The sequence below is a fragment of the Nocardia sp. JW2 genome (genome assembly GCF_051843015.1).
In the GTDB taxonomy this organism is placed as follows: domain Bacteria; phylum Actinomycetota; class Actinomycetes; order Mycobacteriales; family Mycobacteriaceae; genus Nocardia; species Nocardia coubleae.
Genome location: NZ_JBPXLK010000004.1, coordinates 52,509 through 65,283 on the forward strand (window position 1 = coordinate 52,509; position 12,775 = coordinate 65,283).

13 protein-coding genes are annotated in these 12,775 nt (G+C 69.3%); 4 read left to right on the top strand and 9 right to left on the bottom strand.

The window, feature by feature from the left end; all coding sequences use genetic code 11:
• Positions 1-20: 20 nt before the first annotated feature.
• The 3 genes from ACSVDM_RS07805 to ACSVDM_RS07815 all read right to left on the bottom strand — a co-directional run bounded on the left by ACSVDM_RS07805 (position 21) and on the right by ACSVDM_RS07815 (position 2,184).
• A complete protein-coding gene (locus ACSVDM_RS07805; RefSeq protein WP_439263784.1) occupies positions 21-1,169 on the bottom strand; it encodes an alkaline phosphatase family protein in 1,149 nt (382 codons plus the stop codon).
• Positions 1,166-1,483 (bottom strand): nuclear transport factor 2 family protein, encoded by a 318-nt coding sequence (locus ACSVDM_RS07810; RefSeq protein WP_067492236.1) that lies wholly within the window; start codon positions 1,481-1,483, stop codon positions 1,166-1,168. The genes ACSVDM_RS07805 and ACSVDM_RS07810 overlap by 4 nt, the downstream gene beginning before the upstream one ends.
• Positions 1,484-1,569: 86 nt before the next feature.
• A complete protein-coding gene (locus ACSVDM_RS07815; protein ID WP_067635471.1) occupies positions 1,570-2,184 on the bottom strand; it encodes a TetR/AcrR family transcriptional regulator in 615 nt (204 codons plus the stop codon).
• A 121-nt stretch (positions 2,185-2,305) separates the two neighbouring features.
• Here ACSVDM_RS07815 and ACSVDM_RS07820 point away from each other — a divergent pair, with 121 nt between their 5' ends.
• Together ACSVDM_RS07820 and ACSVDM_RS07825 are read left to right on the top strand one after the other, a co-directional pair.
• Entirely contained in the window at positions 2,306-3,373 is a 1,068-nt protein-coding gene (locus ACSVDM_RS07820) for an NAD-dependent epimerase/dehydratase family protein (protein ID WP_439263785.1), read from the top strand.
• 16 nt (positions 3,374-3,389) lie between these two features.
• Entirely contained in the window at positions 3,390-3,740 is a 351-nt protein-coding gene (locus ACSVDM_RS07825) for a hypothetical protein (RefSeq protein WP_439263786.1), read from the top strand.
• A 188-nt stretch (positions 3,741-3,928) separates the two neighbouring features.
• Here ACSVDM_RS07825 and ACSVDM_RS07830 read toward each other — a convergent pair whose 3' ends face one another.
• The 5 genes from ACSVDM_RS07830 to ACSVDM_RS07850 all read right to left on the bottom strand — a co-directional run bounded on the left by ACSVDM_RS07830 (position 3,929) and on the right by ACSVDM_RS07850 (position 7,805).
• Positions 3,929-5,458 (bottom strand): polyamine aminopropyltransferase, encoded by a 1,530-nt coding sequence (locus ACSVDM_RS07830; protein ID WP_439263787.1) that lies wholly within the window; start codon positions 5,456-5,458, stop codon positions 3,929-3,931.
• Positions 5,458-5,883 (bottom strand): DUF350 domain-containing protein, encoded by a 426-nt coding sequence (locus ACSVDM_RS07835; RefSeq protein WP_067492240.1) that lies wholly within the window; start codon positions 5,881-5,883, stop codon positions 5,458-5,460. Before ACSVDM_RS07835 ends, ACSVDM_RS07830 begins: the two co-directional genes overlap by 1 nt.
• Positions 5,884-5,925: 42 nt before the next feature.
• Complete coding sequence (locus tag ACSVDM_RS07840; RefSeq protein ID WP_167353228.1) at positions 5,926-6,366, bottom strand: DUF4247 domain-containing protein; 441 nt, start codon at positions 6,364-6,366, stop codon at positions 5,926-5,928.
• Positions 6,367-6,549: 183 nt separating this feature from the next.
• On the bottom strand, positions 6,550-7,131 hold the full coding sequence (locus ACSVDM_RS07845; protein WP_439263788.1) for a class I SAM-dependent methyltransferase: 582 nt from the start codon (positions 7,129-7,131) through the stop codon (positions 6,550-6,552).
• A 65-nt stretch (positions 7,132-7,196) separates the two neighbouring features.
• Entirely contained in the window at positions 7,197-7,805 is a 609-nt protein-coding gene (locus ACSVDM_RS07850; protein WP_439263789.1) for an HAD family hydrolase, read from the bottom strand.
• A gap of 509 nt (positions 7,806-8,314) precedes the next feature.
• Here ACSVDM_RS07850 and rox point away from each other — a divergent pair.
• Positions 8,315-9,736 carry a rifampin monooxygenase gene (gene rox, locus ACSVDM_RS07855; protein WP_439263790.1) on the top strand — a complete coding sequence of 474 codons (1,422 nt, stop codon included), beginning with the start codon at positions 8,315-8,317 and terminating at the stop codon, positions 9,734-9,736.
• Positions 9,737-9,804: 68 nt separating this feature from the next.
• Here the strand turns inward: rox and ACSVDM_RS07860 are convergent, their stop codons facing one another.
• Positions 9,805-10,956 carry an LLM class flavin-dependent oxidoreductase gene (locus tag ACSVDM_RS07860; protein ID WP_439263791.1) on the bottom strand — a complete coding sequence of 384 codons (1,152 nt, stop codon included), beginning with the start codon at positions 10,954-10,956 and terminating at the stop codon, positions 9,805-9,807.
• Positions 10,957-11,126: 170 nt separating this feature from the next.
• Between ACSVDM_RS07860 and ACSVDM_RS07865 the strand changes: the two genes are divergently transcribed.
• The gene (locus ACSVDM_RS07865) at positions 11,127-12,626 is read left to right on the top strand and encodes a flavin-containing monooxygenase (protein WP_439263792.1); all 1,500 of its coding nucleotides are present in this window, start codon (positions 11,127-11,129) and stop codon (positions 12,624-12,626) included.
• The last annotated feature ends 149 nt before the right edge of the window (positions 12,627-12,775 follow it).

Here is a 12,775-nt window from a genome sequence, read left to right on the forward strand (position 1 = left end):
GTCCGCTTCAGAGTAAGCGGTCAGCTGCGGTGGATCCGCAACGGCACGAGCAGTTCGTCGGCGGTCAACGACCCGTGATGGCCGGGCATCTGCGATTGCAGGGGTTCGGCGCCGCTGCGGATCACTCCGCTCGTCCCGGTGGCGACCACCACGAGATCACCGATCCGCGCCGCCACCTCCGGATTCACCCGCGGGCCGAACCACCCGGCCTCGATGACCTGGGCCTTGGTGCGCACCACGAACTCGTCACCGAGCGTGCCCGTCCAGGTGTCGGCGACCTGCTCGGTGGCGCCCGCTTCGGTGTAGACGTGGCGGGCGCGCGGTTCGCCCCCGAGCGCGCGCACGCCCTCGGACAGGTGCGGGTGGGTGTCGAAGTCGATGCGGTGCACCAGCGGCACCATGCCGTGATCGGCGGTGACGATCAGTGCCGAGCGCGGCGGCAGGTTGCCTGCCAGCTCGGCCGCGATCCGGTCGACATTGGCCAGTTCGAACCGCCACGCCCTGGTCTGCGGGCCGCGCGCGTGCCCGGTGGTGTCGAGATCCGAATGATAGGTGTAGACAAGGGTTTTCGGTGCCGAGCCGAGCGCGGAGAGCACACCGTCGACCAGGTCGCCCACCGAGAAGGCCGTCCGGAATCCGCCACCGCGCCAGCCCGCGCGGGTGAGACCCGAGCCGTCCTGGTAGCTCGGTGCCACCTGGACGGCGGCGATGCCCGCGGCGGTCGCGCGTTCGAAGGTGGTGCGGTGCGGCTGGATTCGCTCCGGTGGGAACTCGGCGAGAGCGTCGACCTTCGGTCCGTCGCCGGTGAGCTGCCAGCGCAGGCCGTTGAACAGGCGGTCCTGCCCGGGCAGCTGGAAGGTGTAGCCGACGGTGCCGTGTTCGCCCGGCGGCAGGCCGGTACCGAGGGTGGTGAGGCTGGTCGCCGTCGTACTGGGGAACCCGGCATCGAGGGTGGCCGCGGGCAACCCCGAAAGGAACGGCGCCGCAGCGCTTTCGGCGTCCAGGGCGGTGGCACCCAGCCCGTCGACGAGCAGCACGCACACATGGTCGACATCCAGTTCGAGACCGAGCCGGTCGTGCTCGCCGGGCACGCCGAGGCAGGCCAGGATCGAGGGGAGCAGGTCGGCCAGTGACGCGTGGCCGTAACGCGGGAGGAGAAGTTCGTTCACGCCTGTCCGGTCTCGAAGCGGCTGATGAGGCCGTTGCGCACATCGAATCGCCAGGTGGTGCGCATGGAACCCCACCGGCTGTTGGTGTAGTCGGCGGTGAACTCGAGTCCGTCGGCTTCCACCGTGTCGATCTCCAGATGCCCGTTGGCGCTGAAGATCTCGGCCTCGGTCCACTGCGCGAGGTTGCGTTCCACGCCGTCGTCGGACATGGTGGCGTCTTCGGCGAGCACGCCGTAGAAGCGGTCGGTGTCCTGGGCGTTGAGCGCGTCGACGAACGCCTCGACCGCGGGATCGAGTTTCACAGTCTCAGCCATCGGGCCTCCTGCTCGTGTTCGGGCGCACTGGGTAGAACAGCCTTACCCACTCTAGGGCCGCTCGCACACCCCGCACCGCAAAATTTTCAGGTGCGTGTGGCGACGAGCGCGGTGAAGGCGCGCATGATCTCGTCGACGAGGTCGGGCGCGTTGGTTCCCAGCTGCTCACTGCGCTTTTCGAGGTGGCCGTCGAGCCACAGCGAGGCGAGTCCGTGGCCGAGACTCCACCACGCCACGGCCAGCGTGTCGGCCTGGTTCGCGGGAAGCTGTCCGGCGGCGACACATTCGGTGACGGTGTCGGCGAGCACGCCGAAGGCGGTGTCACCGGCGTGCGCGGCGTCGGGATGCTTGTCCGGTTGGGACAATTCGGGCCGGAACATCAGCCGGAACAGGGCCGGGTTCTCCCGGGAGAACCGGACATAGGTGGCGGCGAGTTCGGTGAGCGCGGCCAGCGGGCTGCTCGCCTGCGCCCGCGTGGCGATCAATTCCTCCGCCAGGCGCTGGAAACCGTCGACCGACAGCGCCGACAGCAGCGCGGCGCGATCGGCGAAGTGGTGATAGGGCGCGCCGCTGCTCACCCCGGCCTCGCGCGCGACCCGGCGCAGGCTCACCGCCGCGAGCCCCTCGCTCTCGATCAGGCGCAGGCAGGCCGCCATCAGGGTGGCTCGCAGGTCGCCGTGGTGGTAACTGGTGCGCTTCACCTCTCCGAGCCTAGGCGACGCGCCCGGGAAAATAGGCACTGGACAGCAGATCTATGCAGTGCTTAGATTATCTGAGCACCGCTCAGATGGGTGGGCTCCTCCGAGGGAACGGAAGAACACCATGACCGCAAGGGTTCTCGTCACCGGCGCCACCGGCTTCGTCGCCGGACACTGCATCGCCGAACTGCTCGAGCACGGATACGCCGTGCGCGGCACCGTGCGCGATCTCGGTGCCACCGCCAAGCGCGCCCACCTCACCGAGCTGGCCCGCCGCACCGGTGGCGAGCTGGAATTCGCCGCCGCGACGCTCGACGACGACGCCGGGTGGGCCGAGGCGGTGGCCGGCTGCGACACCGTGCTGCACGTCGCCTCCCCGTTCCCCGACAGTCCGCCGGAGAACGAACGCGACCTCATCGAGCCCGCCGTGCAGGGCACACTGCGGGTGCTGCGTGCGGCGGCAGCGGCCGGGGTGCGGCGGGTCGTGCTCACTTCCTCGGTGGCGGCGGTCGCCTACGGCCACGGCAACGACGACGTGCGGACCGAGAACGACTGGTCGGTCGTCGACCGGATTCCGGCCTACCAGAAGAGCAAGACCCTCGCCGAACGCGCCGCCTGGGACTACGTCGAATCCCTCGGCGACACCAGCGATCTCGAACTGGTAGTGCTGAACCCGGGCATGATCCTCGGGCCACTGCTCGAACCACGAACCAGCACCTCGCACGCACCGATCCAGCGCCTGCTGGCCCGCGACGTGCCGGGTTCGGTGCGCACCGGCTGGTCCCCGGTCGACGTGCGTGACCTCGCCATTGCCCACCGCCTCGCCATGGAAGTCCCTGCGGCGGCGGGCAACCGGTACATCTGCGGCGGTGAGCCGCTGTGGATGGCGGAGCTGGCCGGCCTGCTCGCCCGCGACTTCGGCCCCCAGGGCTTCCGCGTGCCGACGCGGGTACTGCCCAACGCCCTTGTCCGCCTCGTCGCCCGCTTCGACAAGACCGTCCGCCTCACCGTGCCGGTCCTCGGCCGTGCCGAACGGGTGAGTGCTGAGAAGGCTCGCCGCGAACTCGGCTGGACCATGCGCCCGGTGGAACAGACGGTCCGCGACACCGCCGACAGCCTGATCGCCTTCGGCGTCGTCACCGCACCGGGCAAGCGTCGATCAGCACCAGCCGTTCCGGCCGGAACACGCTGAGCGGGAAGGGAAGACGATGCTGATCACCGCTCTGATCCTGACCCTCGTCGGTGCGTTCCGGCGGACTCGGCGTCGCCGCGCGGATGGCGAAGAAGGCGCGGGATCTGTGTCGCGGCGCGTGTACGCCGCGTCCGTATTCGGGGGCCGTCTGCGGTCCGTAGCGCTGGTCGAGGAGTACCGCCGGGCGCGACGCGGGCTGGCGTCGGCCGCGCTGAGTGCCGGTGCCGCGGTGCGCGCCGTGGCGACGGGCGCGGGTGCCCAGATCAACCGTCTCGGACGGCGTATGCGGCACCAGGGACGGGCACTGTCGACTTCGGTGGCGGTGCTGGCCTTGGCCATCACGGGAACCCAATTGGCCTGCGGTTGAACCGGACCCGATGCTATGAACGGCGCTGCGCGTCCAGGATCACTGGGCGAATCAGGAGTGCGACCTCGGTCGGTCCTGGGGACTCGGTGTGCGGCTGAACCGGGTTCAGTGCCGTTCCGGACCACCGCGTCGGCAGGATGAGGACCTCGGTGTCGATGCTGGGAACTCGGCCTGCGGCGGGGCGGTGTTCAACGCCATTCCTGGCGTTGGAGGTCGAGGATCACCGGGTGCATGAGGGTGGAGACCTCAGGGTCTTTCGGGCGGCGGTCCGGCGGGAAGACGGTAGCCGCGGTGAGGGTTGTCTCGTCCAGGGAGCGTAGGGGAGTGGGGGAGCGCAGGGCGGGGGTCGGGGACTCGTTCATCGCCGCGAGGACGAAGCCCCAGTCACCGAAACTGGGGACATCCACGTGGAACGGGGTGGTGTGCAGTCCGGCAGAGCGCAGGGTGGCGTCGATGGTCCAGAAGGAGCGTGGCGCGAAGAACGGGGAACCGGACTGCACCACCAGGCGGGCGCCGGGCGCCAGGACGTTCGCGGCCATCGCGTAGAACTCCTGCGAGTACAGCTTGGCGACAGAGGTCTGGTCGGGGTCGGGCAGGTCGACGATCACCGCGTCGAAAAGCCCTGGCGCACCGCGCAACCAGTTGAAGGCGTCGGCGTTGACCACCCGCACGCGCGGATCGTCGAAGGCGTGCCGGTTCAGTTCGGTGAGCCGGTCGTCGGTGCGGGCCAGCGCCACCATCGCCGGGTCGAGCTCGACCAGCGTCACCCGCTCCACGTGGGGGTAGCGCAGGATCTCACGCAGCGCGAGCCCGTCGCCGCCGCCGAGCACGAGCACCGAGCGACGTGACCCGGCGAGCACCGGGTGCACCAGCGCCTCGTGGTAGCGGTACTCGTCGACGGAGGAGAACTGCAGGCCGCCGTTGAGGAACAGCCGGGTGTCGGTGGTGGCGAACGGCGAGAACGACTCGGTGAGCACGATCTGCTGATACGGCGTGCGGGTCTGCCACACGATCGGATGCGCGAACAGCGCCTGCTGCGCGGTGGCCTCGAAACGATCGGCGTACAGGTAGGCGCTCGACAGACCGCAGGCCACGACCGCGGTGGTGGCGATCAATGTGTGCCGGGCGGCGCGGGTCATCCGGTCGCGAAAGAAGAAGAACGCCAACGCCAGACCGGCGATCGCGTTCACCACACCCACCACCAGGCTGCCGCGGATCTGCCCGAACACCGGCAGCAGCAGGAACGGGAACGCCAGGCCACCCAGCAGCGCACCCACATAGTCGGCGGCGAACAGGTCGGCCACCGCGCTGCTGGCCTCCTGCTTGCGCACCTGCTGCAACAGCTCCATCAGCAGCGGGATCTCGGCACCGACGAGCATCCCGATCACCGCCGCCGCCACGACCAACGCGGCGGTGTACACGTTGAGCCAGGCGTAGCTGGCGTAGAGCGCCGCCACCGACAACCCGCCGATCACCGCGAGCGCCAGCTCCACCGCGACGAACGCGGCGGCGGCATGCGGGCGCAACGGTTTGGCGAGGAGCGCACCGACTCCCATCGCGCACACCATCACGCTCAAGGTGATCGAGGCCTGCGCGGCGGTGTCACCGATCAGATAGCTGCCGAGGGTCACCAGCGACAGCTCGTACACCAGACCGCAGGCGGCGCAGACGAATACCGTCGCCAACAGCGCCACTCGCGCCAGGCGGTGGGTGGGCATCAGGTGAGGCCCGCGGCCACCACCAGCGCGACGGCGACATGGGCCGATGCCGTCACCCAGACCGCCGGGTGCGGTTCGGGATCGGCGACAACGGTCCGGAAATCACCGGGGGTGAGCGCGTCGAGCAGCACGAACGCCAACGCCATCGCGGCCAGCCCGATCACGCCGTACACCGCGCTCGCAAGCAGCGCCTTCACGATCTCCCCGTCGGAGGTCCAGATGGCGGTGGCGACGATGATGCCGGTGCCGAACAGGTTCGAGGCGAGCAGGGTCGCGGCATTGCGGTTGCGTTCGATCCAGATCTGCGCGCGCAGATCACCGGGGGTGAGCAGGTCGACGAGCCCGAATCCGACGGCCATCAACACGATTCCCACCGCGGAATAGGCGAGCGCGGCGCCCGCGTCCGCCCCCAGTTCGGCGAGCATGAGTGTCCTCCTGTGCTTGTGAGGCGAGATGCCCCGAATGAACTACTTGCCGCCGCTGTCGCTGCCGCCACCGCGGTAGTCACCCGCCGCGGAACCGCTGGTCCAGCCGTAGGTGCTGGTGTGCGAGTGGTGGCGACGCGTGCCGTTGGCCCAGCTGTCGACCAGCACGAGCGAGCCGCCCGCGTGCGGCGACACCGCGACGAGGTCCTTGTCGAACCGCAGATAGTGGTTGTCGCCGGTATTGCGGCGGTCGCGCGGCTCGGTGGCCTTGGCGATGGCGGCCGCGACCGCGGCGGGCGCGGCGGCCGTGGTGAAGGCGAGGCCGTCGTTGGCCTGGTCGAGCTGGCGGGCACGCTGGTACTTCTCGGCGACGAACTCGCGCGGATCCTGCGGCCCGGTCACCGCGACGACCGTGACCACCGCGACGATCACCGCGACCACGGAGGCCAGGATGCCGACCACGATCCATCTTGTCCGGGTCACCGCGGCACCCCGAAACCGGTGCGCCACAGAACTGTCGGCGTTGTGCTGATGAGAATCCCTCCCCGTCGAAAAACTGGCCGGACTGTATCACCGGGTTCGCGCCGCCGACCGTGGGGAGTTGAGCAACTGCGATTCAGATCACAGCCGACTACCGGGCCGTGTGCGGTGATGGGATCGGCGGGGTCAGCGGGGTCGTTGCCACAGCAGCGTGTATCGCCACAGCAGGCGGCGGCGGATCTGCGCACCGGGCAGGAATTCCTCGGCGGCCCGCCGGATTTCGCCGAGCGTTTCCTCCGGATCCCGGATCGTCGCGTTCGGTCCGCCTGCTTCGCGGCGGTGGCGACGGTCGGTGGCCCAGACGACCGGTAGCAGGGGGAGGTAGCCGATGTCGGTGAGCGGGTGCATCTTCCAGAGCCCGACCACCGCGAGCGTGCCGCCGGGGGCGACGAGGTCGCGCAGCGCCGCCATACCCTCGCGGACGGGGACGTGGTGCAGGGTGGCGACGGCGGTCACCATGTCGAAGGTGTCGTCGAGGTCGCGGAAGTCGGCCTTGTCCAGGTGCACGTGGGGTGTCGACGGTGCGTTCGCGATGACCTCGGGATCGATGTCGATGCCGAGCACCGCATCACAGCGGGTGGCCAGTTTGCGGGCGAGCAGGCCGTCGCCGCACCCGATATCGAGGGCGGTGCGGGCGTGCGCGGGCACCTGATCGAGCAGCCAGGGGTGGTAGTGCGTGTTGTGGTTCCAGTAGGGGTCCGTCGACATGACCGGTCAACGCCCGCGCGGCCCACAGGGTTCCGAAAGGATCACCGCACAGGCGTTTTCGCGGATCAGGTGGCGGTGTGACCGGCCAGCCAGTCGGCGAATCCGGTGAGGCCGTCGAGCACGACATCGGCACCGGCCGCGCGCAGTCCGTCGGCATCGTAGGGGCCGGTGGTCACACCGACCGCGAACGCACCGGCCGCCTTCGCTCCGCGCATGTCACCGGCGTGATCGCCGACGAAGATCGACGCCGATTCCGCACGGAGCACCGCCGCCTTCCCGGTGGACCACAGATCGCCTGCCACCCGGTCCACGTCCCACCCCAGATGTTCAACATGCAGGCGGGCATGCGGTTCGTATTTGCCGGTGACGACGAGGACCCGCCCGCCGCCCGCCCGAACGACTTCGAGCGCGTCGCCCGCGCCGGGCAGGGCCGGGATGCTCGCGATGACATCCGGATACAGCTCGCGGTACCGGGTGACCAGATGTGGGACGAGGTCGTCGGGTGCGCCCGCGTCGCCGAGCAGGGTGGCCAGCGGCGGGCCGAGGTGCTCGGCGAAACGCGCGCCGATCATCGGCAGGTCGAACTCCTGCGCGAGCGTGTCGATCGCCACGGCCACGCCCGGCCGCGAGTCGATGAGCGTCATGTCCAGGTCGAAGCCGACGGTGATGGTCACGTCGCCGAGCGTATCGCCGCCGGGCTGGACGACCGTTCAGGCATCGGTGCGAAACCGCCGGTAGAGCCCTGATTCACGTGGAACCGCCGCTGCACTCGGTGCCGAAATCGCTTGGGGGAGAGGGAATGCGCGGTGCACGGCGTGCGGGCAAGCAGTGACGGCCGGATAACCTCGAGTACGGCGGGGGTCGTGATCGTGCAGGTGGGGGCGAGTTCGCCCTCGCTGCGCCTGCGGAATCCTCGGTTACTCACATCGCGTGCAGTCATGCATCGAGTGCAATATTCCGGCCATGATCGTGCCTACCACCGGGTGAGCGGGGTGCCCGATCGGTCTCGGTTCAGCGCACATCGCGCGAGGGGAAGGTGCTCGGACAAAAACAATGGCAAGGAGGTCGAACCACTCCCTGCCACTCTCAACATATAGCGCACCCCGGGTCTTGCCACAAGCCCCCGGTCGTCCTGCACAATCGCCTGCCTGAGTGTGTGACCAGCGGAAACAGAGGTGGATTGATGATCGACGTCATTGTCGTGGGCGCGGGTCCGACCGGGATGATGCTGGCCGGGGAGCTCCGGTTGCAGGGCGTGCGGGTGGTCGTTCTCGACCGGGATCCGGCACCGACCCCGGTCGTGCGTGCTCTGGGCCTGCACGCCCGAAGCCTCGAGGTACTCGCCCAGCGAGGCCTGGTCGACCGGTTCCTCGCACTCGGCTCGCGCCACCCGCTCGGCGGCTATTTCGCCGGCATCGCCAAACCTCAGCCCACCGGCCTGGACACCACCTACCCGTTCGTACTCGGCCTCCCGCAGCCCGTCACCGAACGCCTGCTCACCGAGCACGCCGTGGCCCTGGGTGCCGAGATCCGGCGCGACACCGAGCTGATCGGCCTCACCCAGGACGAGCACGCGGTAACCGCCGAACTGGCCGACGGCTCCACCCTCGCCGCGCGCTACCTCGTCGGTTGCGACGGTGGCCGCAGCACGGTGCGCTCGCTGCTCGGCATCGGCTTTCCCGGCGAACCCAGCCGGGCCGACACCCTGCTCGGCGAGATGCGGTTGACCGCGACGTCCGACACGGTGTCCGCCGTGAACACCGAGGTGCGCCGGACTCAGCTGCGCTTCGGTGCCGGGCCGATCGGCGACGGGTTCTATCGCGTGGTCGTGCCCGCCGACGAAGTAGCCGAGGACCGCACAGTCCCGCCGACGTTCGACGAATTCCGCGGTCGGCTGATCGCCACGGCGGGCACCGACCTCGGCGCGCACGCACCGCGCTGGCTCTCACGCTTCGGCGACGCCACCCGCTTGGCCGAGGACTACCGCCGCGGCCGCGTCCTGCTCGCGGGCGATGCCGCCCACATCCACCCGCCGCTGGGCGGCCAGGGCTTGAACCTGGGTATCCAGGACGCGGTGAATCTCGGCTGGAAACTCGCCGCCGAGGTCAACGGCTGGGCGCCGGCAGGGCTGCTCGACAGCTACGCCGCCGAACGTCGCCCGGTGGCCGCCGACGTCCTGGACAACACCCGCGCGCAGATGACTCTGGTCTCGCTCGATCCCGGCGCCCAGGCGGTGCGCCGCGTCCTGTCCGAACTGATGGACTTCGAGGGCGTCACCCGGCACCTGATCGAGAAGATCATCGCCACCGCCATCCGCTACGACCTGGGCGACGGCCACGACCTACTCGGCAGGCGCCTGCCCGATATCGACCTCGCGCAGGGCAGTCTCTACGACCGCCTGCACGCCGGTCGTGCCCTGCTCCTCGACCCGGCCGACGCGTTGTCGGTGACCGGCTGGGCCGACCGGGTCGATCACCTCGTGGACGGCACGGACGATCTACCCGCCGTCCTGATCCGTCCCGACGGTCACGTCGCCTGGGTCGACGACGGCCGCCACGACCTCGCCCAAGCCCTCACTCGATGGTTCGGCGAGCCGCGCGCCTGATACCCGGTGCCGGGAACGCCGTTTCGCCGGAGGTCAGGCGGAATCGGTGATCCAGGCGCCCGGCCGACTCACTGGGCCGCTGCGGTGAACGGGGTGACGACCCGTGGGGCGGCGGGCCGGGACGGATGCCGCCACACCCCTTGGCGTTCCAGGATCGGCAGCACACCCTCACCGAACCAGTACGCCTCCTCCAGGTGCGGGTAACCGGAGAGGATGAAGTGGTCGATGCCGAGCGCGGCGTACTCGAGCAGCCGCTCGGCCACCTCCGCGTGGGAGCCGACCAGGGCCGTGCCCGCCCCGCCGCGCACCAGGCCGACACCGGCCCACAGGTTCGGGGCGATCTCGAGGTTGTCGGTGCGTCCGTTGTGCAGCCGGGCCATCCGCCGCTGCCCCTCGGACTCGCTGCGGGCCAGGCTCGCCTGCACCCGTTCGATCTCGCCGGGCGCGATGCCCGAGAGCAGCCGGTCGGCCTCGGCCCACGCCTCGGCGGCGGTGTCGCGGGTGATCACGTGCACGCGCAACCCGAAGTCGACCGACCGGCCCTCGAGCGCGGCGAGCCCACGAATCCAGTCCAGCTTCTTCGCGACCGCGTCGAGTGGTTCGCCCCAGGTGAGATAGGTGTCGGCATAGCGTGCCGCGACCGGACCCGCCGGACCCGACGACCCACCGAAGAACACCGGCGGTACCGGATCGGGTCGCGCGCTGAGCAGCGCCTCGTTCACCCGCAGATGCTCGCCGGTGAACGTGACCGGCTCGGTCGACTGCCACAGTTCACGCACGATGTGCAGGAATTCTCCGGTGCGTGCGTACCGCTGCTCCTTGTCGAGGAAATCGCCGTAGGCCTGCTGCTCCTTCGGTTCACCGCCGGTGACCACGTTGAGCAGCAACCGGCCACCGGAGTGGCGCTGGAAGGTCGCGGCCATCTGCGCGGCCAGGGTGGGGCTGACGAGGCCGGGCCGCAGGGCGACCAGGAATTTGAGCGTCTCACTGGTCTGCACCAGCATCGCGGTGGTGAGCCAGGCGTCCTCGCACCAGGCGCCGGTGGGGGTGAGCACGCCGGTGAACCCGTTGTCCTCGGCGGCGGCGGTGAGCTGATTGAGATAGCGCAGGGTGGCCGGTCGGTCACCGGACATGAAACTGCCGTGCCCACCCGCGACCAACCCCCGCGAATCGCCGTAGGTGGGCAGGAACCAGTGGAACGACAGTGCTTGCTTACTCATGGCAACGATGCTGACCGGCGCATCCGATGAGGTCACGCATTGTGCTCACCGTGCGCACAACTCCCACCCGCCGCACGGAACTAGACGTAACCATGCGAAACACGTAACCTCATGGCAGGCTCGGGCGACGGTGCCCGGGCGGCGACGACCCTACGAAACGAGTTTCCTCAATGACGCGGCATGTCGACGTACTGATCATCGGCGCTGGCCTGTCCGGAATCGGCACGGCCTGTCACCTCATTCGCGAGCAGACCGGACGCAGCTACGCGATCCTCGAGCGCCGCGAGAACATCGGTGGCACCTGGGACCTGTTCAAGTACCCCGGCATCCGCTCCGACTCCGACATGCTCACCTTCGGCTTCGGTTTCCGTCCGTGGATCGGCACCAAGGTGCTGGCCGACGGCGCGAGCATCCGTCAGTACGTCGAGGACACCGCCAAGGAATACGGCGTCACCGACCACATCACCTTCGGCCGCAAGGTCGTGCACCTGGCCTTCGACCGCGACGCCGCGCAGTGGACCGTCACCGCCCTGATCGAGGCCACCGGTGAGACCGAGACCTGGACCGCGAACTTCGTCGTCGGCGCCAGCGGCTACTACAACTACGACAAGGGCTACCGCCCCGAGTTCCCCGGCGAGGCCGACTTCCAGGGACAGATCGTGCACCCGCAGCACTGGCCCGAGGACCTCGACTACACCGGTAAGAAGGTCGTGGTCATCGGTTCCGGCGCCACCGCCATCACGCTGATCCCGTCGATGGCCGACAAGGCCGCCCACGTCACCATGCTGCAGCGCTCGCCCACCTGGATCCAGGCGCTGCCGTCGGACGACCCGGTCGCCATCGGGTTCAAGAAGACCCGGGTGCCCGATTCGATCGCCTACAAGATCGGCCGTGCCCGCAACATCGCCCTGCAGCGCGCCAGCTTCCAGCTCTCGCGGACCAACCCCGAGCTGGCCAAGAAGCTGATGCTGGCCCAGGTGCGCCTGCAGCTCGGCAACAAGGTCGATCTGCGCCACTTCACCCCCAGCTACAACCCGTGGGACCAGCGCCTGTGCGTGGTCCCCAACGGCGACCTGTTCAAGGTGCTCAAGAGCGGCAAGGCCGACATCGTCACCGACCGCATCGCGAAGTTCACCGAGACGGGCATCCTGACCGAGTCGGGCCAGGAGCTCGAGGCCGACATCATCGTCACCGCCACCGGTCTCAACGTCCAGATCCTCGGCGGTGCGACCATGAGCATCGACGGCAACCCGGTGAAGATGAACGAGACGGTCGCCTACAAGAGCGTCCTGTACTCCGACATCCCGAACTTCCTGATGATCATCGGCTACACCAACGCCTCCTGGACGCTGAAGGCCGACCTGGCCGCCGCCTACCTGTGCCGGGTGCTCAACATCATGCGCGACCGGGGCTACAGCACCTTCGAGGTGCACGCCGATCCGGAGGACTACGCCGACGAGTCGCTGATGGGTGGCGCCCTCACCTCGGGCTACATCCAGCGCGGCAACGGTGAGATGCCGCGCCAGGGCAAGCGTGGTGCCTGGAAGCTGGTGAACAACTACTACCGCGACCGCACGCTCATGCACAAGGCGCCCATCGAGGACGGTGTGCTGCGCTTCGGCAAGACCCGCTCGGCCGCCCGACCCGACGAGCAGGTCGCCAGCGCCTGACCGGCCGAACTCACGGGCCCGTCGCACCGGAAGGTGCGGCGGGCCCGTCGCTTTTCCCTGGTGAATCGGGTTGCGCGAGCGCATTTCCCGCGCGCGGGCGAATTATCCGCGGCTCCCGTAGGATCGCGATCGAAGACACCGCCCGGGGA